This window comes from Mycetocola miduiensis (assembly GCF_900115155.1).
GTDB classification, from domain to species: domain Bacteria; phylum Actinomycetota; class Actinomycetes; order Actinomycetales; family Microbacteriaceae; genus Mycetocola_A; species Mycetocola_A miduiensis.
Genome location: NZ_FOVM01000009.1, coordinates 58,773 through 81,894 on the forward strand (window position 1 = coordinate 58,773; position 23,122 = coordinate 81,894).

22 protein-coding genes are annotated in these 23,122 nt (G+C 65.9%); 8 read left to right on the forward strand and 14 right to left on the reverse strand.

Features of this window, described 5'->3' with window-relative positions:
• Positions 1 to 25: 25 nt before the first annotated feature.
• The 5 genes from BM197_RS14035 to BM197_RS14055 form a co-directional block, all read right to left on the reverse strand.
• Positions 26 to 1,009, reverse strand: a complete 984-nt coding sequence (locus BM197_RS14035) for an aldo/keto reductase (protein WP_090712631.1) — start codon at positions 1,007 to 1,009, stop codon at positions 26 to 28.
• A gap of 51 nt (positions 1,010 to 1,060) precedes the next feature.
• On the reverse strand, positions 1,061 to 1,648 hold the full coding sequence (locus BM197_RS14040; RefSeq protein WP_090712633.1) for a prepilin peptidase: 588 nt from the start codon (positions 1,646 to 1,648) through the stop codon (positions 1,061 to 1,063).
• Positions 1,649 to 1,729: 81 nt separating this feature from the next.
• Positions 1,730 to 3,106 carry an RNA 5'-3' helicase PhoH2 gene (gene phoH2 / locus BM197_RS14045; protein ID WP_090712757.1) on the reverse strand — a complete coding sequence of 459 codons (1,377 nt, stop codon included), beginning with the start codon at positions 3,104 to 3,106 and terminating at the stop codon, positions 1,730 to 1,732.
• A 204-nt stretch (positions 3,107 to 3,310) separates the two neighbouring features.
• Positions 3,311 to 4,432, reverse strand: a complete 1,122-nt coding sequence (locus BM197_RS14050; protein WP_090712635.1) for an aminotransferase class V-fold PLP-dependent enzyme — start codon at positions 4,430 to 4,432, stop codon at positions 3,311 to 3,313.
• Between the two features lie 8 nt (positions 4,433 to 4,440).
• Positions 4,441 to 5,226, reverse strand: a complete 786-nt coding sequence (locus tag BM197_RS14055) for an isoprenyl transferase (RefSeq protein ID WP_090712636.1) — start codon at positions 5,224 to 5,226, stop codon at positions 4,441 to 4,443.
• 50 nt (positions 5,227 to 5,276) lie between these two features.
• Between BM197_RS14055 and trhA the strand changes: the two genes are divergently transcribed.
• Positions 5,277 to 6,083, forward strand: a complete 807-nt coding sequence (gene trhA, locus BM197_RS14060; protein ID WP_090712638.1) for a PAQR family membrane homeostasis protein TrhA — start codon at positions 5,277 to 5,279, stop codon at positions 6,081 to 6,083.
• 5 nt (positions 6,084 to 6,088) lie between these two features.
• Here the strand turns inward: trhA and BM197_RS14065 are convergent, their stop codons facing one another.
• The gene (locus tag BM197_RS14065; protein ID WP_090712640.1) at positions 6,089 to 6,526 is read right to left on the reverse strand and encodes a nitroreductase family deazaflavin-dependent oxidoreductase; all 438 of its coding nucleotides are present in this window, start codon (positions 6,524 to 6,526) and stop codon (positions 6,089 to 6,091) included.
• Positions 6,527 to 6,607: 81 nt separating this feature from the next.
• Between BM197_RS14065 and BM197_RS14070 the strand changes: the two genes are divergently transcribed.
• Entirely contained in the window at positions 6,608 to 8,170 is a 1,563-nt protein-coding gene (locus BM197_RS14070) for an FAD-dependent monooxygenase (protein ID WP_218151875.1), read from the forward strand.
• Positions 8,167 to 8,676 (forward strand): GNAT family N-acetyltransferase, encoded by a 510-nt coding sequence (locus tag BM197_RS14075; protein ID WP_090712643.1) that lies wholly within the window; start codon positions 8,167 to 8,169, stop codon positions 8,674 to 8,676. The genes BM197_RS14070 and BM197_RS14075 overlap by 4 nt, the downstream gene beginning before the upstream one ends.
• A gap of 18 nt (positions 8,677 to 8,694) precedes the next feature.
• On the opposite strand, the gene BM197_RS14080 is transcribed toward BM197_RS14075, so the two are convergent.
• Together BM197_RS14080 and mca are read right to left on the reverse strand one after the other, a co-directional pair.
• Positions 8,695 to 9,012 (reverse strand): hypothetical protein, encoded by a 318-nt coding sequence (locus BM197_RS14080; RefSeq protein ID WP_177216849.1) that lies wholly within the window; start codon positions 9,010 to 9,012, stop codon positions 8,695 to 8,697.
• Positions 9,009 to 9,875: a mycothiol conjugate amidase Mca gene (gene mca, locus BM197_RS14085; protein WP_090712645.1), complete on the reverse strand. Its 867-nt coding sequence runs from the start codon at positions 9,873 to 9,875 to the stop codon at positions 9,009 to 9,011. Before mca ends, BM197_RS14080 begins: the two co-directional genes overlap by 4 nt.
• Positions 9,876 to 9,962: 87 nt before the next feature.
• Between mca and BM197_RS14090 the strand changes: the two genes are divergently transcribed.
• Together BM197_RS14090 and greA are read left to right on the forward strand one after the other, a co-directional pair.
• Positions 9,963 to 10,382 carry a DUF4307 domain-containing protein gene (locus BM197_RS14090; protein WP_090712647.1) on the forward strand — a complete coding sequence of 140 codons (420 nt, stop codon included), beginning with the start codon at positions 9,963 to 9,965 and terminating at the stop codon, positions 10,380 to 10,382.
• 83 nt (positions 10,383 to 10,465) lie between these two features.
• A complete protein-coding gene (greA, locus tag BM197_RS14095) occupies positions 10,466 to 10,957 on the forward strand; it encodes a transcription elongation factor GreA (RefSeq protein ID WP_090712649.1) in 492 nt (163 codons plus the stop codon).
• A 60-nt stretch (positions 10,958 to 11,017) separates the two neighbouring features.
• Here the strand turns inward: greA and ilvA are convergent, their stop codons facing one another.
• Positions 11,018 to 12,259 (reverse strand): threonine ammonia-lyase, encoded by a 1,242-nt coding sequence (gene ilvA / locus BM197_RS14100; RefSeq protein ID WP_090712651.1) that lies wholly within the window; start codon positions 12,257 to 12,259, stop codon positions 11,018 to 11,020.
• Entirely contained in the window at positions 12,252 to 13,520 is a 1,269-nt protein-coding gene (locus BM197_RS14105) for an AI-2E family transporter (protein WP_245762554.1), read from the reverse strand. Before BM197_RS14105 ends, ilvA begins: the two co-directional genes overlap by 8 nt.
• Before the next feature lie 51 nt (positions 13,521 to 13,571).
• On the opposite strand from BM197_RS14105, the gene BM197_RS14110 reads away from it, so the two are divergent.
• Both BM197_RS14110 and BM197_RS14115 read left to right on the forward strand, forming a co-directional pair.
• Entirely contained in the window at positions 13,572 to 14,798 is a 1,227-nt protein-coding gene (locus BM197_RS14110) for a winged helix-turn-helix domain-containing protein (protein WP_090712655.1), read from the forward strand.
• A 108-nt stretch (positions 14,799 to 14,906) separates the two neighbouring features.
• The gene (locus tag BM197_RS14115; RefSeq protein WP_090712657.1) at positions 14,907 to 16,388 is read left to right on the forward strand and encodes a zinc ribbon domain-containing protein; all 1,482 of its coding nucleotides are present in this window, start codon (positions 14,907 to 14,909) and stop codon (positions 16,386 to 16,388) included.
• A gap of 205 nt (positions 16,389 to 16,593) precedes the next feature.
• Here BM197_RS14115 and BM197_RS14120 read toward each other — a convergent pair whose 3' ends face one another.
• The 4 genes from BM197_RS14120 to BM197_RS14135 form a co-directional block, all read right to left on the reverse strand.
• Positions 16,594 to 17,475 carry a M48 family metalloprotease gene (locus BM197_RS14120; protein ID WP_090712659.1) on the reverse strand — a complete coding sequence of 294 codons (882 nt, stop codon included), beginning with the start codon at positions 17,473 to 17,475 and terminating at the stop codon, positions 16,594 to 16,596.
• A gap of 79 nt (positions 17,476 to 17,554) precedes the next feature.
• Positions 17,555 to 18,121, reverse strand: coding sequence for a LemA family protein (locus BM197_RS14125; RefSeq protein ID WP_090712661.1), 567 nt, complete (start codon positions 18,119 to 18,121; stop codon positions 17,555 to 17,557).
• Between the two features lie 118 nt (positions 18,122 to 18,239).
• On the reverse strand, positions 18,240 to 19,553 hold the full coding sequence (locus tag BM197_RS14130) for a D-arabinono-1,4-lactone oxidase (RefSeq protein ID WP_090712663.1): 1,314 nt from the start codon (positions 19,551 to 19,553) through the stop codon (positions 18,240 to 18,242).
• Positions 19,550 to 20,788, reverse strand: a complete 1,239-nt coding sequence (locus BM197_RS14135; RefSeq protein WP_425435731.1) for an alanine racemase — start codon at positions 20,786 to 20,788, stop codon at positions 19,550 to 19,552. The genes BM197_RS14130 and BM197_RS14135 overlap by 4 nt, the downstream gene beginning before the upstream one ends.
• Before the next feature lie 195 nt (positions 20,789 to 20,983).
• On the opposite strand from BM197_RS14135, the gene BM197_RS14140 reads away from it, so the two are divergent.
• Positions 20,984 to 23,056, forward strand: coding sequence for an Ig-like domain-containing protein (locus BM197_RS14140; RefSeq protein ID WP_143095083.1), 2,073 nt, complete (start codon positions 20,984 to 20,986; stop codon positions 23,054 to 23,056).
• The last annotated feature ends 66 nt before the right edge of the window (positions 23,057 to 23,122 follow it).

Consider the following 23,122-nt stretch of genomic DNA (forward strand, 5'->3'; position numbering starts at 1 on the left):
ACCGGGCAATTCGCGTTTGAGGGGGCTACCAGCGGTCGTGCACGGCGCTCTTGATGTCCGCCTCGTAGATGCTCTGGACCGCCTCGAGGTACGCGGCCGGGAGCGGGCCGGCGGTGCCGGCCGCTGCGTTGGACTGCGCCTGCTGGATGGACCGCGCGCCCGGGATGACGGATGTGACGCCGTCCTGCTGGCTGACCCAGGCAAGCGCTGCCTGTGCCGCGGTCAGCCCCTCGGGAACGTGCGTCGCGAGCTCGTCCGCCGCCCGGACACCGGTGGAGAAGTCGACCCCAGCGAAGGTTTCGCCGACATCGAAGTGGCTGCCGTCGCGGTTGAACGTGCGGTGGTCGTCGGCCGCGAACTCGGTGGTGGGGGTGTAACGGCCGCTGAGCAGGCCGGAGGCGAGGGGCACCCGCGCGATGATGCCAACCCCCGCCTCCCTCGCGGCGGGGAGCACTTGCTCGAGCGGTTTGAGCCGGAACGCGTTGAGGATGATCTGGACGCTCGCGGTTCCGGGACGGGCGATTGCCGCCAGGGCTTCGTCGCAGGTTTCGACGCTGACCCCGTAATTCGCGATGACGCCGTCTGAGACCAGGGTGTCGAGCGCGTCGTAGACGACGTCCGATGAGAACACCGGCGTGGGCGGGCAGTGCAGCTGCACGAGATCGAGCTGGTCCACGCCGAGGTTGGACCGGGAGCGGTCGGTCCACTCCCGGAATTTCGCGAGCGTGAAGTTGGCCGGGTCCTGCGCCTCGCGACGGCCCATCTTCGTGGCGACGAACACGTCGATGTCGGGGTTGGCGGCGAGGAACTGGCCGATGACCTGTTCGCTGCGACCGTCGCCGTACACGTCGGCGGTGTCGAAGAGAGTGACGCCGGAGTCGACGGCGGCATCGAGCACGGCGAGTGCGTCGGTTTCCGAGACGGCACCCCAGTCGGCGCCGAGCTGCCAGGTTCCGAGGCCGATGATCGAAACGGGACGGCCGGTGCGGCCGAGGGTGCGCTGTTCCATGGCCCCAGCCTAGGGTCTCGCGACCGGGCGAGGTTCCCCGGATGTCCTGCGTTACGGAGTCGGCACCGCCAACGTCGGCGCGAGCGCGAGGGCGACCCAGAAACCGGCGAGCAGAAAAGGACCGAACGGGATACGGGACTGGGTGCCGCCCACGCGCCTCACGAGGACGAGGATGCCGGCGACTCCGCCGAAGAGGAACGCAACGGCAAGGCCTGCCACGGCTGGTGCCACCCCGATCGAACCGAGGCAGAGGCCGAGGAGCCCGGCCAGTTTGACGTCGCCCATGCCCATCCCCCCGCCGACGCTGAGGATGAGAAAGAAGAGAAACCATGCGGCCCCAATCGCGACAGCGGTAGTCGGCGGGGCGCCGGCGAGCATGCTGTTCGTCACGATCCCGGTGAGCGCAACCGGGTAACCGGGCAGTACGAGCCGGTTGGGCAGCCGGTGGCTCTCGACGTCGATGCGGACGAGGGGACCCGTCACTGCGGCGACGTACAGCGTTCCGAGGAGTAGCGGGCTCGGCCCGACGGCGAGGAGAGCGACAACACCCTGAACAACCGCAGCCGAAAGGTCGGGGACTGTCCGCGCCCGCCGCCGGGCAGCATCCGTTCTCTCACCAGCCGACGTGCCGATCGCCATGGCGACACGCTAGCCGGGCGTGGATCTCCCGCGCACGGGTTATCCACAGCCCGGCTGCGTGGCTCAGCCGGTCTCGACAACTCAGGCCAGCTCGTTTCCTTCCAGGAGTTCGGTGACGAGGGCTGCGATGGAGCTGCGCTCCGACCGGGTGAGGGTGACGTGCCCGAACAGGTTGTGGCCCTTGAGCGTTTCAATGACCGAGGCGACCCCGTCGTGACGGCCCACCCGCAGGTTGTCGCGCTGGGCGACATCATGGGTCAGGATGACCCGCGAGTTCTGACCGATCCGTGAGAGCACCGTGAGAAGGACGTTACGTTCGAGCGACTGAGCCTCATCGACGATGACGAACGCGTCGTGAAGGGAACGGCCACGGATGTGGGTCAGTGGCAGCACCTCGAGGATGCCCCGTTCGATCACCTCGTCGAGCACGTTCTGCGACACCACAGACCCGAGCGTGTCGAACACGGCCTGGCCCCACGGGTTCATCTTCTCGCCCTGGTCGCCGGGCAGGTAGCCGAGTTCCTGGCCGCCGACCGCGTAGAGCGGCCGGAACACCATGATCTTGCGGTGCTGCTGGCGCTCGAGGACGGCGTCGAGTCCCGCGCAGAGCGCGAGCGCGGACTTCCCCGTCCCTGCTCGACCTCCGAGCGAAACAATGCCCACCTCGGGGTCAAGGAGCAGATCGATGGCCAGTCGTTGCTCGGCGCTTCGCCCGTGGAGGCCGAAGACATCGCGGTCGCCGCGGACGAGTTTGAACTCCCGCTTTCCGGTGACCCGCCCGAGTGCCGACCCGCGGTCCGAGTGGATGACCAGCCCCGTGTTGACCGGCAGCGCCTCCACCGCCTTCGACAGGCCCACCTCCGTCTCGTACAGGTCGCCCATCTCGTGCGCGGAGACCGTGATCGACGCCATACCCGTCCAGCCGGAGTCGATCGCCTGTTCGGCGCGGTATTCCTCGGCGGAGAGCCCGATGGATGCCGCCTTTACCCGCAACGGCAGGTCTTTCGACACAACTGTCACAGCGAGCCCGTCGTTGGCCAGGTTGAGGGCAACGGCGAGGATCCGGGAGTCGTTGTCACCGAGCTGCAGACCACTTGGCAGCACCGACATGCTGGAGTGGTTGAGTTCGACGCGGAGGGAGCCGCCTTCGCCAACCGGCACCGGAAAGTCGAGCCGCTCATATTCGACCCTCAGTTCGTCGAGGATCCGGAGAGCCTGCCGGGCGAAATAGCCGATCTCAGGGTCGTAGCGTTTTCCTTCGAGTTCCGAGATCACGACGACGGGGATCACGACGGCGTGCTCCGCGAACCGGAAGAGCGCCTTCGGGTCAGACAACAACACCGAGGTATCCAAAACATAGGTACGCTCGGTCTGTTTCTGCGGTGCTGGCTGTGAAGTTGTGTTCTCTGCTTGCCCTTCGCTCTTGTGCTGTAGTGCATGGGTGCGTGTCGCGGTCATTGCCACTCCCAGCCGAACCTGTCGGTTCGGTTCTCCAGCGAGTGCGGCCACGTACGTTTCGAGTCGAACTTATGTGGCCGTCTCGACCAGGCTCCGTGCCTGATACTTGGAACGTTACGACGACTAGTTCACCGTTCCAAACAAGACACGCTGGCTTGACATTGCGAACAGGTGAACTTTTTCCCGTTCGGGTGACACGCGCTTCTAGTAGGCGATAGCCGTCGAGAACGAGACGAACGAGTCACGGAGCATTCCGAGGGTCTCGCTCGTGGTGCCGGCGTGCACGCTGAGCCGGATCCGGTTCTGCCGAAGTGTCGTGCTCACACCGTGGTTGTGGAGCGACGCGACAAGCAGCGCAACCTGGTCGTCTGGCGGGTCGAGGATGACGATGCCCGCCCGTTCGTGGGCCGCCCGGGGCGACGCGACCGAGATCCCGAATTCGTCGGCGAGGTCGAGGGTTTCACTGACCCGGTCACCGACAGCCGCGGCGACCTCCGCCACTCCGACCGCGCTGATCTCCTCGAGCGCCGCGGCGAGCCGGGCCTCGGCCGAGAAGTCCGGGTTCGCCACACTGTAGGCGCGAGCCGACTTCGACGGCGGCGGGACAGCATCCCACGGTTCGCTCTCATCGGTCCCCGTGTAGCCGCTGACGACGGGTTCGAGGTGGTCAAGCGCCCGGTCGCTCAACGCAAGGAACCCGGTGCCCCAGCCCGCACGGACCCATTTCTGGCCGCCGGATGCGATCACATCGGCCACTTCCAACGGCGCGTCGACGACGCCGAACCCCTGAATCGCGTCGACGATGAGCAAACGGTCACCGATCACCTGACGGATGCCGTCGAGGTCGGCGAGGTATCCGGTGCGGGTGTCGACCAGGCTCACGGCGACGGCGGTGATCGCGGGTGTCAGCTGCTGCTTGATGGTGTGCGGGGTTACCCGCCCATGGTCGGTTTCCAGCCATGTCGGGGTGAGAACCTGCATGGACTCGGCGGCGCGGGTCGCCGCCACGGTGAGGCTTGGGAAGTCGCCGGCGGAGAGCAGCAGTCCCCCGGTCATGCTGAACATGGTGTGCATGAGCCCCATGCCCGTGTTCGGCTGGCTGACGATGTTCTCCGGCGAGCACCCGACGAGCCCGGCCACGGCGGTGCGCATCCGTTCGTCCTGGCCGAGGAAGGTATCCACGACGCCATACCGGGCGCGGCTGAGCAGATCGACCTGAAGCCGCAACTCTTCCTGGACGACGGCCGAGAGCGGGCCGACCCTGCCGTAGTCGAGGTAACCGGATTCTTCACCGAATCCGCGAAGGAACGTGTCGATGTCGGTCATCGTTCTCCTCAACCGCCGTAGCGGCGTTGCCGCCTCGAGAAATCGCGGAGCGCCCTCAGGAAGTCCACTTCGCGCAGGTCAGGGCCGAGCGCCTCGACGAAGTAGAACTCGCTGTGCGCGCTCTGCCAGAGCATGAAGTCGCTGAGCCGCTGTTCCCCGGAGGTGCGGATGACAAGGTCAGGGTCTGGTTGCCCGCTCGTATAGAGGTGCTCGCCGATGAGGTCCGGGGTCAGCAGTTCGGCGAGGGATTCGAGGTTGCCGCCGGTCAGGTGGTGTTTCTCGACGATGCTGCGCATCGCGTGCACGATCTCGGTCCGCCCGCCGTAGCCGACGGCGAGGTTGATGTGCAGGCCTTTCTTCTGCGCGGTCCGCGCCTCGGCGGCGTCCAGTGCCGCGATGAGCGGTTCGGGGAGCCCGGTGGTCGCTCCGACGCGCTTCACCCGCCAGTCGCGGTAATGCGAGAGCTCTTCGGCGAGGTCAGCGATGATCTCGATCAGGTCGTAGAGTTCATCCGTGGACCGCGAACTGAGATTGTCGCTCGACAGGAGGTAGAGGGTGACGACTTTGACTCCGAGGTCGTCGCACCATTCAAGGAATTCGCGCATCTTGGCTGCCCCGGCGCGGTGCCCGTGGGCGGCCGTTTCATACCCGAGCTGCTTCGCCCACCGGCGGTTACCGTCGATGATCATCGCGACGTGGTGCGGCAACGATTCGGAGCTGAGGCCACGACGCAGGCGCTTCTGGTACAGGTTGTAGAGAAACCCGGGCCCTCTGTTCGACTGGCTGTTCGTCACACCGTTACGTTAGTGCAGATTCCCCAATGGGGCCGCGTATCCTGTCATCTATGCCCTTGTCGCCTTCTTCTCGCGAGCACCCGGACAAAGACAGTGAAGCTGGCATCGCCGGGCAGGATCCTGTTGGGGATGCCGCCGTCGCACGTGACGACGCCGCCGGGCCCGACCTGCCCAACATCCCGCTTCTCGACGACATCATCGCCCGGCCGGAGGACAGCAAACCGACCTGGCGCGGCTGGATCCACGCCGGCACCTTCCCTCTCACCATCGTCGGCGGAATCGTCCTGGTGTCGCTGGCGCAGGGAGCGCCTGCGAAGTGGTCAACGGCGGTGTTCGCGCTGAGTTCACTTCTCCTCTTCGGAGTTTCTGCGCTCTACCACCGGCTCAACTGGTCACCGCGGTCGAAAGTTCTGCTCAAGCGGATGGACCACGCCAACATCTTCCTGTTGATTGCAGGCAGTTACACCCCGGTCGCTGTGCTGGCGCTGCCACCGGAGAAGGGCAGCCTGCTGCTCATCCTCGTCTGGGGAGGAGCTTTCGTCGGCATCATCTTCCGGATGTTCTGGCTGCACGCGCCGCGCTGGCTCTACGTTTTCCTCTACATCGCCATGGGCTGGGCGGCGGTGATGTATCTCTTCGACATCTTCAGGGTGAATCCGGCGACGATGACCCTCATCATCGTGGGCGGGCTTTTCTACACGGGTGGCGCCGTCGTCTATGCGCTGAAGCGGCCGAATCCCTTTCCCGGCCACTTCGGGTTCCACGAGATCTTCCACGTGTGCACGGTGCTCGCGTTCCTGTGCCACTGGACCGGCATCCTGCTGCTCGCCATCGACCCGGCGTACAACCTGGGCTGACGGGCTCAGTCCCGTCGGCTGAGCACGAAGAGCGGTATCTCCCTCGCCGTCTTCGTCTGGTAATCGGCGTATGGCGGGTAGGCCTCGACGGCCCGTTCCCACCAGACCCTCTTCTCCTCGCCGGTGACTTCCCGTGCCGTGTAGTCGTGCTTCTCGGTTTCGTCCTGAAGTTCGACCTCGGGACTCGCGAGGACGTTGTAGTACCAGACCGGATGCTTCGGCGCGCCGCCGAGGGACGCCACGATCGCATACTCGCCGTCGTGCTCCACACGCATCAGAGCCGTCTTGCGGAGCTTGCCGGTCTTCGCACCGACGGTCGTGAGAACGATCACCGGTCGCCCGTGAAGTGTTGTCGCCTTCGTGCCGCCTGATGCCTCGTACTGTTCGACTTGTTTGCGTGCCCAGCCACTCGTGCTCGGCTCGTATTCTCCCGTCAACGGCATGATTACCCCTCCCCGCAGGGCGCTGAAACCCCGAGGGGATCAGTGTAGTGCCACGCGCCGCAGGTGCCTACCATGGGGAACGTGGGCGATCTCTCTCGAGAAATGAAGACCGACGTCCTCGTCGTCGGGGCTGGTCCAACCGGACTGCTGCTCGCCGCCGCGCTCACGAAACTCGGGGTTGACGCCGTTCTTGTCGACGGGAAGCCGGGTCCGACCACGGAATCGCGGGCTTTGGTTCTGCAGGCTCGCACGATGGAGATCCTCGACCAGCTCGACCTGGTTGATGCCTTCCTTGACGAAGCGATGACCGCCCGGGTGGCCAGCCCCGGCTTCGAGCGGCGGTCGTTCGGCAGGGTGCCTGTTGGCCGGATCGGGGCGGGGCTTTCACCGTTCGCCGGCCTCTATGTGTTGGAGCAGTCGAAGACGGAGCGCATCCTCGGGGAGCATCTCGCGCGACTGGGCGGGTCAGTGCTGTGGGGGCATCCGCTGACCGGTCTCAGCGAGCAGCCCGATGGTGGCATCGAAGCCGTTCTGGAAGGCACGGACGGGCGGATGCTCGTCAGCGCGCGGTACTGCGTGGGAACCGACGGGGCGTCGTCGCTGGTCCGAAAGCTCCGCGGAATCCCGTTCGAGGGTGTGACAAACGAGCACAGCTTCTATGTGTCGGATGCGCATGGCGTGACCGGCCTCGAACCAGACGCTGTGAACCTGCGATTCGGTTCCGACGACCTGCTCGTCACCTTCCCGATGGCGCCTGGCGGCAATGACCGTCTCCTCGGGACCATCCGCCTGTCCGGTCCAGCCGTGGAGGTGACAGAGGACGCGGCTAGGGTGAAGCTCTCCACCGTCTTCGGAGTGGACTACGACACCTCGTCGTGGTTCTCCACCTACCGGATCTCGCACAGGGTCGCCGCCCACTTCCGCGATGGACACGTTTTCCTTGCAGGGGATGCCGGGCACGTTCACTCCCCCGTCGGCGCCCAGGGGATGAACACAGGCCTCCAGGACTCCCACAATCTTGCCTTCGCTTTGACGGCGGTCCTCCACCAGGGCGCCCAGGACTCGGCGCTCGATCGGTATGAAGCCGAGCGCCGCCCGGTGGCGCTTCGCCTCGTCGCGACCACCGATCGGGTGTTTGGTTTCGTCACGGGAACGTCCAGCGCCTCTCGTTTCGTCCGGCGCCGGCTCTCCCGGGTTTTCCTGCCATTCCTGGTCGGAGCGCTTCCGCGGGTGCCGTTATCTCGCCGCCTCTTCGAATACGTGTCGCAAATCCGCATCCATTACTGGATGAGCGCCGCAGCGAGAAGCACCGGCCGGCGCGGTCGGGTCGTTGGCCGTCGGCTGCCGTGGACCGGGACGAACTTCGACGTCCTCAGGGCCCTCGACTGGCAGGTTCATTCTTACGGTGCCGTCGCGCGGCGTGAGGCGGTCCGACTTCGCAGCGCTCTGCGGCTGCCTCTCCACCGTTTCCCGACGGCGGGTTCAAGCAAGTTGGTGAACGGACGGTTCTATCTCATCCGACCCGACGGGTTCGTTGCCGCCGAGGCGGATGGCCGCCAGGCCATCGACGTTTTCCGGACCGCCCTTGCCGAACAGGGTGTTTCCCGGGATCGCCGTGCCGAGGTCGGTACAGTATCGGGATGACCGCCGTCACCATCATTTCCCCCACCGAATCCGACTGGGAGCGCGTACGCGATCTTCGACTCGAAATGCTCAGGGATACCCCGATCGCCTTTATGGAAACGATCGAAGCGGCCGAGGCGAACTCCGAGGAGGTCTGGCGAATGCGGGCGAACCGCGGCACTACCGCCGGCAGTGTGCAATACGTGGCTGTGGATGCTTCGGGCCGATGGGTGGGCACGATGAGCGGATTCCTCGACAAGCTCGAGGTGGGCGGGCCGCTGCTCGTCGGCGCCTTCGTCGCTCCCACAGCCCGCGGGAGGGTCGCCGGTGTCGCGGACGCGCTGCTGGACGCGGTCGAGGAGTGGGCGCGAACGCAGGGCGACACCCTCACGCTGCATGTGCACGAGGACAACGACCGGGCGATCGCGTTTTACCGCCGTCGCGGCTACGACCTCACTGGTCGCACCATCCCGTACAACCTCGACCCGTCGAGAAACGAGCTCGAGATGCACCGCACAATCGTGTGATCTGAGTTGTTACCGCGGTCAGAACGGTTTGTCGCCCGGTCTCGGGTCGATGCCCGAATCGGTCGCCGTTCCCTCGTCGTCCGCCCCCGACGCGCGGTCGCGCTCGTCTACCTCTGCCTGCAGTCGCTCCCGGATCTCCGCGCGGTGGTTCACGCGGCGAATACGACGCTGCATGTCGAAGATGAGGAGGAACACCGCGGCGGCGAGGAGGGCGACAACGAAGAACCCGGCCGGCCCCGGTGTCACATCGTTCGGATCAATGTTGAGCGACGGCGTCGGGGTCGAGGCCAGCCGCCACGCGGCATCCGTGACGATGTTCCAGCTGGCGGCGATCATTCAGTGTCCTCGATTCCGGCGAACAGGTCGCTCTCGTTTGCGACGGGCGGCACGGTGCTGCGTGCGCGCTCGAAGTCCTCATACGGCCAGGCCGCGCGTTGCAGGTCGTTCGACCAGAAAAAGAAGCTCGAGTCGGCAGCGACCTGGCTCGCGTGGGCACGGAGCGCGGCGTCGCGGACCTCGAAGAACTCGCCGGCGGGCACGTGCGTCGTTGCGCGCGCAGGGCGCTCCTTCATCCACGAGACCATCTCGGAAAGCTGCTCGGCAAGCGGCGACTCCGGCTCCTGTCGAAGCAATTCGTCGAAATTCGCCTTCACTCGCTCGTAGTTGAAGATGTGGTCGTAGTACAACTTGGAGACCTCCCAGGCAGGACCGGCGTCCGGGTAGGCGGAGGCGTCGGCAGCGGCCTCGAAGGCGGCGACGGATACCTCGTGGCAGCGCACGTGATCGGGGTGCGGATACCCGCCATTCTCGTCATAGGTGACCATCACCTGCGGCCGGAACTCGCGGACGATCCGAACGAGCGGTTCGGCCGACGCGGCGAGCGGGATCGCCGCGAACGAGTTCGCCGGGAGGCTTCCGTCTTCACGGCGCATCCCGGAGTCGGTGTAGCCGAGCCAGCGATGACGGATGTCCATGATCCGCGCAGCCTCGGCCATCTCCCGGCGGCGGAGACCGGCGAGGTCACGCTCGCCCATCGCCCGTGCTTCGAGTTCAGGGTTGAGGATGTCGCCGCGCTCACCGCCGGTGCAGCTGACGACCATGACCTCCACCCCCCGGGAGCGGTAGTACGCGTTCGTGGCCGCGCCCTTGCTGGACTCGTCGTCGGGGTGCGCATGGACCGAAAGCAAGCGGAGTGTCACGGTAGCCGGATCTTTCAGTGAGAGTGCGGGGGTTGAGAAAGCGATTAGCCTTGTCTGTACAGACTAACGTTCGCAGGATGAGGGTTGATGGTTTCGAACACCCAGCGGGACACCTCCGTCCTCGACGAACGATACGGGCGGGCTCCCCGAGCGCGGAAGCGCCAGCGACGCCTGGGCTGGATCGCCGGTAGCGCGATCGCACTCGTCTTCGTGGCCTGGGTGGTCTGGGCCGCACTTGACATGGTGGGCCCGTCCTCGCTCGACGTGCGCGACACCGCCCATACGGTCGTCAACGAGCGCACCGTCGAGGTCACCTTCGAGCTGTCCGTCGCCACAGAAACCACGAGTTACTGCGCCGTGCAGGCGCTCAACGACACCTTCGCCGTCGTGGGCTGGAAGGTCGTGGAAATTCCCCCGTCAGAGCAGAGAACGCGCAGCTTCACCGAGACGGTGACAACCACCGAACTCGCCTCAACGGGTTTGATTTATCGCTGTTGGCTGGCATAAGATTCTCTGATACCCGAAAGCCGGGTCGATTTCATACGCCCTGACGCACCCGTCAGGGCGTCCGTTTATGTAAGGAGTTCGCCATGGCTGTTGACACTCAGGTCACCTTCCTGACTCAGGATGCCTACGACCGACTCGCCAACGAACTCGAGACACTGTCAACCGTCGGGCGTGAAGAGATCGCCAAGAAGATCGAAGCGGCTCGCGAAGAGGGCGACCTCAAGGAGAACGGCGGCTACCACGCCGCCAAGGACGAGCAGGGCAAGCAGGAGGCGCGCATCCGCACCCTGACCCAGCTGCTGCGGGATGCCACGGTTGGCACCGCCCCTGAGAGCCACGGAGTGGTCGAGTCCGGCACCGTCGTCACCGCTACCGTCGCCGGCGGCGAGGAGGTCTTCCTCCTCGGTAACCGCGAGATCGCCGCTAACTCGGACCTCGACGTGTACAGCGAGCAGAGCCCGCTCGGTGCAGCGATTCTGGGCCTCAAAGTCGGGGCAACTACAAAGTACACGGCGCCGAACGGCAAGGAGATCACCGTGAAGATCACGAAGGTCGAAACGTACGCAGGCCAATAGCCTCAACACGAGAACGGCCCGACGAGATTCTCGCCGGGCCGTTCTCTGTTGTGGTCGCGGTCAGTCTTCGACGATCTGCGGCGAATAGCCGGCGGACCGGAGGGTCTCCACGACGAGTTCGCGGTGCTCAAGCCCGCGGGTTTCGACGCTCAACTCGAGTTCGACCTCGCCGATCTTGAGTCCGTGCCCGTGGCGGGTGTGCAGCACCTCTATCACGTTGGCGTTTGCCTCGGCGACCAGTTCAGCCGTCCTGGCGAGCTGACCAGGACGGTCGGGCAGCGGGATACGCAGGGTGAGGTAACGGTCGGATGCCGACAAACCGTGGCTAATGACGCGCTGCATCAAAAGCGGGTCGATGTTGCCGCCGGAGAGAATGACGACGGTGGGACCACTGGGCGACACCAGGCCGGCGAGGATGGCCGCGACGCCGACGGCCCCGGCCGGTTCGACGACAAGCTTGGCGCGTTCGAGGAGGACAAGCAGTGCCTTGGCGATGTCGTCCTCGGTGACGGTGACGATGTCGTCGACGAGGTGGCGGATGATCTCGAAATTGAGCACCCCCGGCTTCCCGACGGCGATACCGTCGGCGATGGTCGCCTGAACCGGAACCTCGGTCGGGGCGCCCGCGACGAGGGACCCCGGGTAGGCGGCGGCATTGGCCGCCTGGACGCCGATGACACGAATCGAGCGCCCCGCTGCTTCGGCACGCTGTTTCATGGCGGATGCCACGCCGGCGATGAGGCCGCCGCCACCGATCGGGACGATCACCGTCTCCACCTGGGGAACCGAGTCCCAGATCTCCAGACCCAGCGTGCCCTGGCCGACGATCACGTCAGGGTGATCGAACGGCGGGATGAAGATCGCGCCGGTCTCCTCCGCATACGCGGCGGCGGCGAGCAGGGGCTCAGCGACGGTGTGCCCGCGCAGGATCACTTCTGCGCCGTATGCCTTCGTGGCCTGGAGTTTCGGCAGCGGCACCCCGATCGGCATGAAGATGGTCGATGCGATGCCCAGCTCCCGTGCTGCGAAGGCGACGCCCTGGGCGTGGTTGCCGGCGGATGCTGCGACGACGCCGCGCGCGCGTTCCTCTTCGGTGAGCTGTGCCATCCGGTTATACGCACCCCTGATCTTGTACGATCCGGTCCGTTGCAGGTTCTCGCACTTGAGGAAGACCTCCGCGCCGAGCAGTTCGGCGAGATACCGCGAACTCTCCATCGGCGTCTCCTGGGCGACGCGTGCCACCACGGTCCTCGCCGTCTCGAACTGTTCGAGAGTGGGGTTGGACAGCGCGGAATCATGCATTCGGTGTTTCCTCGGTTTCGGGGGCGGTCTTGCCGTGCCGGGGCAGGGCATTCTTGCGGGCGTGGCGTTCGGTGGGGACGGTTCGCCAGATGACGTCGTTGAGAGCCGCCGATGGCGGTCCTGTTGTTCGCCACGCACCGGCCGAGATGTACCGGAACATGACATTGATCACGGCGGCGACAGGGACGGCGAACAACGCGCCCGGGATCCCGGCGAGGAGTGTGCCCCCGGCGACCACCAGAACGACGGCTAGCGGGTGGACCTTGACCGCGGCCCCCATGAGGAGCGGCTGCAGCACATGTCCCTCGATCTGCTGCACGAGCAAAACAACACCGAGCATCAGCAGGGCGATGAACCAGCCGTTGTAGACGAGGGCGATGAACACGGCGACGATGCCGGTGACGACCGCACCGACGATCGGGACGAAGGAGCCGAGGAAGACGAGAACACCGATCGGGATCGCGAGCGGCACACCAAGCAGGAACGCGCCGAGACCGATGCCGACCGCGTCGATCGAGGCGACGAGGATCTGGGTGCGTGCGTAGTTCGTCAATGTGAACCAGCCGGCCTTGCCCGCACCGTCGATCGCCGGTTGCGCCTTCTTCGGCATCAACCGAAGAAGCCAGCCCCAGATGCTGCGGCCGTCGATGAGAACGAAGATGAGGCAGAACAAGGCCAGGAAAACACCCGTCGCGACGTGCCCGAGCGTCGAGCCGAGCGACAACGCGCCGCTCAACAACGCCTGGCCGTCATCCTGCACCGTGGCGACGGCATCCGAGATGAAGTCGTTGATCTGCGTCTCGGTGAGGTGCAACGGCGACTGGAGCAGAGCGGCCTTCAGTTCGTTGAACGACGCGGCGGTCCGTTGCTGGACTTCGGAGAAGTCGCTGGTGATCTGCCAGATCGCCAGCGAGAGCAACCCGCCGACAACGGCGATGGTTCCGAGGATGCTCGTCGCAATCGCCAGTCCCCTCGGCCAGCGATGCCGGGTGAGAAATTCGACGAGCGGGGTGAGAAGTGCCGACACGAGCACCCCGATCAGCAAGGGGATGATGATCAGCCGCAGCTGAACGATCAGGTAAACGAGAACGGCGAGCGCTCCAGCAATCGCGAGGAGACGCCAGGACCACGCGCCAGCAATCCGCACTCCGCGGGGGACGCCGTCGTCGCCGTTGCCGCTTCGAGGAGCGAGTTCGTCGACAGCCGAATCAGAGGGTCGCACAACGCGGGCCCACCAGTTTTTCTCCGTCGTATTCGCCACCGGATCAGTCTATGCGGCAGGTGTCTGAGGGACACGCTAACGTCGGACCTTATGACGAACAGCGTGGCACCGGCTCTCGCACGACGGATCGCCCTGGCCGCGCAGGGCTTCGGCCGTCCTCGAACGGCGGGGCCGGGCACGAGACAGCTGAACCGGCTCATCGACCGGCTGGGCGTCCTTCAGATCGACTCGGTGAATGTGTTCGAGCGCAGCCACTACCTGCCCGTCTTCGCGCGCCTCGGCGCCTACGACAAGTCCACCCTTGACGACCTCACCTTCGCCAGGTCAGGACGTTACATCGAGTACTGGGGCCACGAGGCGACGATCATGCCGAAGGACAACTGGCCGCTGTTCCGGTGGCGCATGCAGGCCTACCGCGACAAGAGCCTCGCCGATCCGCAGAGCTGGGCCAACGCGAACGGGGCGTTCCTTCGCTGGCTGCACGACGAACTGGCGGAGAAGGGCCCGCTGCCGGCAAGTGCGATCGAACACGACGCGAACAAACGTGTCGGACCGTGGTGGGGCTGGTCCGATGTGAAGATCGGCCTCGAAACTCTCTTCCGGTGGGGCGAGATCGTGTCGGCCGGCCGTGCTGGATTCGAACGGCGCTACGCCCTCCCCGAGCAGGTGCTCCCGCCAGCGGTGCTCAACCAGGACATCCCGCAAAAGGATGCGGTCCGTGAGCTCGTCCGGCGTGCGGGGGTGGCCTCCGGGATCGGCACGCTCGACGACCTGGCCGACTACTACCGCCTCTCCTCCGCACACGCCCAGATCGCCGTGCGTGAACTCGAGGATGCCGGGGAGCTGCTGCCTGTCACCGTGCCGGGCTGGCTTCGCGGCACGCGGCCCAGGGAGGCGTGGCTGCACCGCGACGCACGTCGCCCGCGTTCGATCGAGGCATCCGCTCTCCTCTCCCCCTTCGACCCGGTCGTCTGGGCGCGCAATCGTGCCTTGCGGATGTTCGACTTCCACTACCGGATCGAGATCTACACGCCGAAGCACCAGCGCGTGCACGGCTACTACGTGCTCCCCGTGCTGCTCGACGACCACCTGTCGGCGCGGCTCGACCTCAAGAACGACCGGGCCGCCGGGGTCCTGCGCGTGCAGGCAGCGTGGCTCGAGCCCGGGGCTCCGGCCGATGCCGCCGAACGGATCGCGGCGCTGCTCCGGCAGGCGGCGGCCTGGCAGGGCAACGAACGCATCGCCGTCGCCGGGCGTGGAACCCTGGCGCGTGAGCTCGCTGGCGCCCTCGGGATCCGGCCGGACGGGGATGGGTGAAACTACCCCATAGATCAGGGGATTTTCCGGCCTGATCCCCCCGATGGAGGGGTCGTCTTCGATGATAAGTTGACATCGATCGCGCTCGGAGAAGGGGGACTATTTTTCATGGCCACGGACGATAAGGCACCAGAAGCAGCTCACGGAGACGGCTCGGTGCCCCAGGGGGGTTCGGCCGACACACCACAGCAGGATGCGCCGGACCAACAGGCGTACGCCCAGGGCTCCGCTTATGCGCAGGAAGCGTATGGGCAGCCCGCTGCAGACCAGGAGGCACCGTACTCGCCTGCCGCTGGCGCCCCGCGGAACCCGTACAGCCAGGGACAGAACCAGAACCCGTTCAGCGATCAGGCACCATACGGCCAGGAGCCGAACGGACCGCAGAACCCGTATAGCCAGAACCCGTACGGCCAGAACCCGTACGGCCAGGGTCAGACCCCGGCAGACGCATACAGCCAGGGTGCACAGCAGGCGGCCTCATACACGCAGGGCGCCTACAGCCAGGGCGCGCCGCAGGCCGGCTACCCGCAAGGAGCGGGCCACCCGTACGGTACCGCCCCCGCCGGTTACCCGCAGCCGCTGACGTCGCAGCGTCCGCCGATGGACCCGAGGAAAAAGAAGAAGGTCATCCTGTTCTCGGCGCTCGCCGCCGGCCTCGTACTTCTCCTGATCATCGGTTCCGTGATCATCAAGGTCATCGGCGGCACGCAGTATGGTCCGGAAGCCAAGGTGGAGGCGTACCTGAGCGCGATCAGCCAGGGCAAGGCGTCCGAAGCCAACAAACTCGTCGACCCCGGGGTCAGCGAAGGAGCGGCCGCGCTCCTGAGCAACGACATCCTCAAGGGGTCGAAGGCCCTGATGAAGAACCCCAAGGTCACGGATGTCTCCAGCCGCGGTGACTCCGCCATGGTCGAGGTTTCGTACAGCATCGACGGCACTGTCTACGACGGAATTCTCGAGCTGAGCAAGAACGGTAAGCAGGCCGGCGTCTTCGACAACTGGACGATCGACAAGCCGCTGCTGGCATCCGTCTACGTCTATCCGAACCAGGACTCCAACGTCTCCATTAACGGCGTCGACGTGGACTTCGGCAAGGGGTACGAGCTCCTGGCCTACCCGGCGGCATATGAAGTCGGTGCGCCGGAGGGTAAGTTCTTCGAAGCTGAGACGCAGACGTTCGTCGCTGCGACCGGCTCCAAAGCGAGCTACGAGTCCATCGCACTTGAGCTGGCGCCGACGAAGGAACTGACCGACGAGATCCAGGCGCAGGTCAACCAGTACATGGACACGTGTGCGACCCAGACGGTTGCGAACCCGGAGAACTGCAACCTGCGCACGAACTACTACCTGCACTTCAGCGGGGAGCCGACTTTCTCGTACAAGGTCGTCAAATACCCGACAGTTACGGTGAATGAGATGGGAACCCGGTTCGAAGCTGACAAGGGCCAGGCATCCGCGACCGCGAGCGGTGAGCTGGCATACCCGGGCGGCGAGGGCACCAGCACCTACACCTGGGACGACTGGGGAATCTCCGGAAGCGTCGTCATCGACGGTGACACGGTGACGATCGAAGAGGTCTACGGCTTCTAGGAGTCGTCACGGGTTCCACCTGATCCTCCGAAAGCGGAGCGGGCCGACCGGCTCGCTCCGCTTTCGCATTCACGGGGCGGCCCGCCGCCGATCGATTGGGCCCAACGGGTCGTTTACCCGCCCTTGCACGACCTTCTTGGCCCAACCGATCGCGGCAACAGCCCTTTGGGACCGATCGACGAGGACGAAACAGCAACGGGGCAGGTTAGAACCCGCCGCCGATGGCGCGGAGCCGCGCGACGCGTTCCTCGATCGGCGGATGCGTTGCGAATAGGCGGGCGACGGCACCGGGCTTCAGCGGGTCCGCAATCCACAGGTGAGCCATCGAGGAGTTCTGCCGCCGCATCGGCCGGCCATACGCCTGCAGCTTCAGGAGCGCGTTCGCGAGCGCATCCGGATGCCGGGTCGTGAGCGCACCGGTGGCATCCGCAAGGTATTCGCGCTGACGTGACACGGCGAGTTGCACCATGCTCGCGAGAAGCGGCGCCACGACCATCGCGACGATGCCGAAAACGAGAACGACCGGGTTGCCGCCGTTGTTGTTGCGGTTCCCCCCGCCGAACCAGGCCATCCGCAGGAACATGTCTGCGAGGAACCCGACAGCGACGACGAGCCCGAAGACGATCATCGACACCCGGATGTCGTAGTTGCGCACGTGCGCCATCTCGTGAGCCATGACCCCTTCGAGTTCGGAGTCGGTGAGAATGTCGAGCAGCCCGGTCGTCGCCGCAACGGATGCGTGCTGCGGGTCCCGGCCGGTCGCGAACGCGTTGGGGGCCGGGTCATCGATGAGGTATACCTTGGGCATCGGCGTGCCTGTCGTGATCGCGAGGTTCTCCACGATGCGGTAGAGCCGCGGGTTGTCGCGCTTTTCGATCTCGTGGCCGCCGCTGATCGCGATCGTCTGGCTCGACGCGAAGTAGTACTGGAAGATCGCGTAGGCGGCAGCACCGACGATGGTAAAGATGACGATGCTGGGGCTGTTGTAGATGTACCCGGCCAGCGCACCCAGCCCGCCGATGATCAGCAGGAAGAACGCGATGATGACCACGGTGTTCACCTTGTTCTTGCGGATGGCCCTGTACATTCATCGTCCTTTCACTGTTGACCTCGGGATACAGCAAGGGCCCGGGCGCAATTTCACGCCCGAGCCCGTGTCGAATGGTTTAGAACTGCACGCGCGGCGGCTCCGCGATCGCCGCGTTGTCGGTGACCTCGAAGAACTCACGCTCGGTGAATCCGAGGTTCTTGGCGATGAGGTTGTTGGGAAACACCTTGATCTTTGTGTTCAACTCCCGGACGCCACCGTTGTAGAAACGGCGTGACGCCTGGATCTTGTCTTCGGTGTCGACGAGCTCTCCCTGGAGCTGGAGGTAGTTCTGGCTCGCCTGCAGCTGCGGGTAGGCCTCGGCCACCGCGAAGATCGACTTCAGCGCCTGCTGCATGTGGTTCTCGGCTGCCGAGGCATCTGCTGGTCCCTGCGCGCTGAGCGTTTCGGCCCTCGCCCTCGTGACATTCTCGAAGACGGCCCGCTCGTGGGCTGCGTAACCCTTGACCGATTCGATCAGGTTCGGGATCAGATCCGCTCGACGCTTGAGCTGCACGGTGATGTCGCTCCAGGCTTCGTCAACGCGCACGTTGAGGGACACCAGGGAGTTGTAGGTGACCCAGAAATAGATACCGACGATGACCGCCAGTGCGACGATGATGAGTACAGGAATGAGCCATTCCATGGCGAGAGCTCCTTGGTGTGCTGGTAGGCAAGTGCGTGCGGATGATCCCCTCCATTCTACGTGAGCGACCGCACGGGACCATGAGGATACCGTCGGTTCTCAAGGCAAACCCTCGGGGTCAGGGGCCGAGCACGCGCGTGAGATACGGGTTGGAAAACAGGCGTCGTGGATCGAGCCGGTCGCGCACGGCGAGGAAGTCGTCGAAGCGTGGATACAGTGCGCGGAGGTCTCCTGCACCCAGCGTGTGCATCTTGCCCCAGTGGGGGCGCCCGCCGTGTTCGATCAGGATCGCTTCGACCGCGGCGAAATACCTGGCCGGGTTCTCGTGGATGTAGCGGTGAACGGCGACATACCCGGTGTCGCGACCGTACGCGGTCGAAAGCCACAGGGAGTCCGCGGCGGCGAAACGTACTTCGATCGGGAAGCTGATCCGCCATCGCCGCTGGGCGATGAGCGCCTCGATCTCACGGATGACCGTTGGTACGTTCTCCGCGGGCAGTGCGTACTCCATCTCCCGGAAACGGACCGTCCGCTTTGTCGAGAAGACGCGGTGCGAGACATCCGTGAAGCGGCGGCGGCGGGCGGCCTTCGCTGCCAGCCGGTTCAGGACCGGGATCACCGGCGGCAGGATCGTCCCGACGAAACACGTGGCCCGGTAAACGCCGTTGGCCATGAGGCTCTCATCGACCCACCGCTTGGCGAACGGCAGCGGCTTCCGCGCGGCACTGCCCGGCAGCCTGGTGTTCGTTTTGGTGAGGGCCGTCGCCGTGTGCGGGAACCAGAAGAACTCGAAGTGGTCGGCGGATGCCGCCCGCTCGGCGAGCGAGTCGAGCACGTCGGCGAGTGGCTCGGCCTGCTCGACCGACTCGAGCAGGAATCGGGGAACACACGCGATGGTCACCTCGGCGAGGATTCCGAGCGCACCAAGACCGAGCGCAACAGCGGGAAGGAGGTCCGCGTTGTCGTCTTCGTCGATGTGCAGGAGCTCGCCATCGCCTGTGATGATCGTCACGCCACGGACCTGGTCGGCCAGTCCGCCGTATGGGGCGCCGGTGCCGTGCGTTCCGGTGGAAATTGCCCCGCTGATGCTCTGCCCGTCGATGTCGCCAAGGTTGTTCATCGCAAGGCCGAACGGGGCGAGCAAACGGGGAATGTCACGCAGCCGCGTTCCGGCGTAGAACGACGCGCGGCCATCGGCCGTTGGCCGGTCGATCAGCCCGGTCAGGTCGTCGAGGGCGAGCTGCACACCGGTCGCCACGGCGATCCCGGTGAACGAGTGCCCCGACCCGACGGCCTTGATCGGGATGCCCGATCCACCTGCTGCTCGTACGGCGCGCTGCACGGCGGCTGTCGTCCGCGGTCGTTCCACCCGCAGCGGTCTGGCCTGTTCGGTTCGGGCCCAGTTGCGCCACACCGCTCCGGTCGCTGTCACAGAAAAGCCTTCCCCTCGCCGCGATAGGTCGGCAGGCGGTCAAGGACCCGGTCGCTGTCGACCACGACGAATTCGTTGACCCGTTCGCTCAGTTCACCGGATTTCGAGTGCCGTAGCCAGACCCGGTCGCCCGTTACCAGGCTCGATGCTGCTTCGCCGCGAATCGGTGTCTGCACTTCACCGGCCATCTCGCGCGGCACCAGCTGAAGCCCCGTCGGCCATTCGAGCCGCGGCATCCGATCCTCGCCAGGAGGCCCGGATGCCACCCAGCCGCCGCCGAGGATGACCGCCATCGACGGCGCGGGTTTGCGCACGACCGAGAGCGCGAACGAGGCAGCCGGAGCCGGCGAGAACGACCGGTAATTGTCGAACAGGTGACCGCCGAGAATCCCGCTGCCCGCCGCTATCTCGGTGACCGACTCGTCCTGCGACGTGCTTTCGATCGAACCGGTTCCCCCACCGTTGACGAACTCCAGCGGGGTGATTTGCCGGACGGCGGCGACCGCTTCGGATCGCCGATCGGTGAGCTCCGCGATCGACCGCCCTTTCATCCAGCGTTTCGTCATGGACCAGGAACCCCGGTCACCGAGCCCAGCAATCTGGGCTTCGTACGCCATCATGCCGACGAGAGTGTATCCGGCCCGGGCCTCGACGACACGTGCGAGCGCTGCAGCTTCATCAGCGGTGCGGACGGGCGAGCGCCACACCCCCACGTGGCCGAGCAGGACCGACGACTGCCATGACACGTCGAGTTCCAGGCAGACGCGTAGGCGTTCTCGCCGGTTCGGGGGCACACAGGCATCGATGAAGTCGAGGTGCTCGACCGAATCGACCATGAGGGTCACCCGTGCTGCAGCGACGGGGTCGGCGGCAAGCCTGCGGATGGCGTCGGCGTCGGCGGTCGGATATCCCACCACGACGTCGTCGACCGTTTCGGCGAGCCACAGCGCCTCGGGCAGCGTGAAGGCAAGGACCCCCGCGTAACCCTCCGTACCGAGCAGTGCGTGAATCAGGCCTCGTACCCGGATCGACTTGCTGGCGACGCGAATGGGTTTCCCGGCGGCTCGGCGAACGAGGTCGTGGGAGTTGAATCGGAGCGCCCCGAGCTCGAGGACCGCGAGCGGGCTCTCAAGGCCGGCCGTGGCCGCTTCGACGCGCGGCCAGAATTGCGCGGGGTTCAACCAGGGGGCGGGTGCAGGCGACGCCGGTCCCACTGCGGAGAGCGCTATCACCACCGGCACTCCCTTCGTCGATTTCCACGTTAGCGGTTTTCGGATGCCCGACACCGGCAGCGGTGGCTGTGAAACACCCCCAAACGGGCGTGTTGGTTTGACACTGCGCGAGTCACACTCGTAAATGGAACGAAGGTGGGGATTTTCAGTTCTGCTCGACGTGATGGGGGCCGGTCGGTCAAGCTGACCAGGCCGCGCATGCGAGCCCTTTGGCCCATGTTCCCGGGGCTTGCCGCGGCATCCATTACCGTTCTTCTCGTTCTCGCCGCGTTCCCGGGCGCCGCTAGTGCCCAACCAGATCCAGAGCCGCGTTCACTCGACGACGACGCGCCGACGATCACATCGCCCGTACAGGGATCCTTCCTCGGTTCGGCGAGCGCCGTCATCACCGGGACGAAAGTGGCCGGTTCCGAGGTCCAGATCCTCGCCGGAACGTCGCGAACGAACGTGTGCACCATCCGCAGCACCGCCACCGATTACTCCTGTGCCGTCTCCCGACTCCCCAGCGGCCCTGACATCCGGCTGACCGCCGTGCAACTTGTCGCCGGGAGCAAGAACGTCGAGTCTGAGACGGTGCTGGTGGATGTTCTTGCTCCGCCCACCATCGCCGGAGCATCTCCCCTGCTGACCGGCGGTCTTGTCCGGGGCGGCGGCTACCCCAACGCACATATCACCCTGTCCGTGGACGGCGGACCGTCGTGGTCGTTCCCGGCGGGATCGGATGGCACCTGGGCCTATGTGATGCCGCGCGATCTCGGTAGTGGCATGTACACCCTCACCGCCAGCCAGTCCACCTCCTTCAGCCAGGGCAGCTCGTCCGACTCCAGCGCGAGCCGCACCATCCTGCTCGACGTCGACGCGCCTGACGCCCCGGCTGTAACGTCCCCCGCCCCCGGGAGCACGATCTCCCCGACGGGCGTGCTGTACTCCGGCACCGGTGAAGACGGCGCAACCGTGAACGTCTTCGCACTCACCGCATCCGGCGTCGACGTGGCGCTCTGTTCCACTCCCGTGTCCGGCGGCGTCTGGTCGTGCTCGGGTAGGCGCCTGCCCGCGGGATCGGGAAAGGTAACGGTGACCGCGTTCCAGACGGATGCCGCCGGCAACCCGGGTGCAGGAAGCACTCCGCTCACTGTCACGGTCGCGCGACCTGCGACGGCAGCGCCGCAGGTCGTCCCGTCGCCGAGCCCCAGCGATGACGCTGCCGTAGCCCCCGTCGTGCCGCCCGCGTCGACGCCAACGCCGACTCCGGCCCCGGCCGTCCCGTCACCTCCCGTTCCCGAGACGGAGCCGCCCGCGGCCGGAAGCTGGGACGCCGCCACACCGTTCACGAAAGCGGTGCCGTCGGCCGTCGCGACCACCGACCTGTCCTGGCTCCGGGCATTGGTCCTCGCCGCCGTTGCGATCCTCCTCTTGCTCGTCCCCGCACGGATGCTCGCCACCACGGTCGGCCCGCGCCGGGGCCTGCGTTCCTCCCTGTCACTCACCGGCCGAAACCGCGTGCCGACCCACGACGACCCAGCCCCGGTCCTCACCGGGCCCGGTGAGCGTGTCACGTCTGCGCTCCTGGTCGGCCTGGCCGCTGCGATCGTCCTTTTCGCCACCCCCGTGCACGGCGAGCCCGAATACCTTCGTGTCCTGCTGGCATCCGTGATCGCGCTGGCTACGATCAACCTTGTCGCGACCACCGTGCCGGCACTCTTCGCTGCCCGGCTGCCGACCGGGCCGGCCCGGATCGCCCTGTCGCCACGGCTGCTCCTCTCGGTTGCAGCCGTTGCGCTGGTCTCGCGGGTCCTGGATCTGCAGCCCGCGCTGCTGTTCGGCATCGTGTTCACCGTCACAGCGATCTCAGGAAGGCGGTCAGCGCGGGGAATTGTCGCGGGCATCCGGATCGGTGCTGTCTTCACGGCGGGCATCATCGCCTGGCTCGCGTCCACACTCCTCGGCTCGCCGCCCGGATTCTTCGGGTCGCTCTTGACCGAGACGGCCAATATCGCTGCGATGGCCGGCGTAGGCTCGGCAGCCGTGTTGCTCATCCCGCTCGGAAAGCTGGACGGACGGGCGCTGCTGGTGTGGTCTCGGCCCACCTGGTTCCTGTCGACGACCGTCGTGCTGACCGTGCTTTTCGCGCTCCTCGCTCCTGTGTTCGACGTGTGGGAGACCAGCGGTGAGGTCATCGTCGGATTCCTGATTGTGCTCGGTTTCGGCGCCGTCGGCCTCTCGCTGTGGATCTGGCGACGGCTCATCCAGCCCGCCCTCACCGCCGACTGACATCCTGCGGGTCTGCCCCGGCCGGTACTCGCCTGTCGGTACTGGCCTGCTTGTCGGTACTGGCCT

Bases quoted from the DNA above. Each gene is read 5' to 3' on its own strand.
- BM197_RS14035 (WP_090712631.1), bottom strand. From the start codon at position 1,009: ATGGAACAGCGCACCCTCGGCCGCACCGGCCGTCCCGTTTCGATCATC.
- BM197_RS14040 (WP_090712633.1), bottom strand. From the start codon at position 1,648: ATGGCGATCGGCACGTCGGCTGGTGAGAGAACGGATGCTGCCCGGCGG.
- phoH2 (WP_090712757.1), bottom strand. From the start codon at position 3,106: ATGACCGCGACACGCACCCATGCACTACAGCACAAGAGCGAAGGGCAA.
- BM197_RS14050 (WP_090712635.1), bottom strand. From the start codon at position 4,432: ATGACCGACATCGACACGTTCCTTCGCGGATTCGGTGAAGAATCCGGT.
- trhA (WP_090712638.1), top strand. From the start codon at position 5,277: ATGCCCTTGTCGCCTTCTTCTCGCGAGCACCCGGACAAAGACAGTGAA.
- BM197_RS14065 (WP_090712640.1), bottom strand. From the start codon at position 6,526: ATGCCGTTGACGGGAGAATACGAGCCGAGCACGAGTGGCTGGGCACGC.
- BM197_RS14075 (WP_090712643.1), top strand. From the start codon at position 8,167: ATGACCGCCGTCACCATCATTTCCCCCACCGAATCCGACTGGGAGCGC.
- BM197_RS14080 (WP_177216849.1), bottom strand. From the start codon at position 9,012: ATGATCGCCGCCAGCTGGAACATCGTCACGGATGCCGCGTGGCGGCTG.
- BM197_RS14090 (WP_090712647.1), top strand. From the start codon at position 9,963: ATGGTTTCGAACACCCAGCGGGACACCTCCGTCCTCGACGAACGATAC.
- greA (WP_090712649.1), top strand. From the start codon at position 10,466: ATGGCTGTTGACACTCAGGTCACCTTCCTGACTCAGGATGCCTACGAC.
- ilvA (WP_090712651.1), bottom strand. From the start codon at position 12,259: ATGCATGATTCCGCGCTGTCCAACCCCACTCTCGAACAGTTCGAGACG.
- BM197_RS14110 (WP_090712655.1), top strand. From the start codon at position 13,572: ATGACGAACAGCGTGGCACCGGCTCTCGCACGACGGATCGCCCTGGCC.
- BM197_RS14115 (WP_090712657.1), top strand. From the start codon at position 14,907: ATGGCCACGGACGATAAGGCACCAGAAGCAGCTCACGGAGACGGCTCG.
- BM197_RS14120 (WP_090712659.1), bottom strand. From the start codon at position 17,475: ATGTACAGGGCCATCCGCAAGAACAAGGTGAACACCGTGGTCATCATC.
- BM197_RS14125 (WP_090712661.1), bottom strand. From the start codon at position 18,121: ATGGAATGGCTCATTCCTGTACTCATCATCGTCGCACTGGCGGTCATC.
- BM197_RS14140 (WP_143095083.1), top strand. From the start codon at position 20,984: ATGCGAGCCCTTTGGCCCATGTTCCCGGGGCTTGCCGCGGCATCCATT.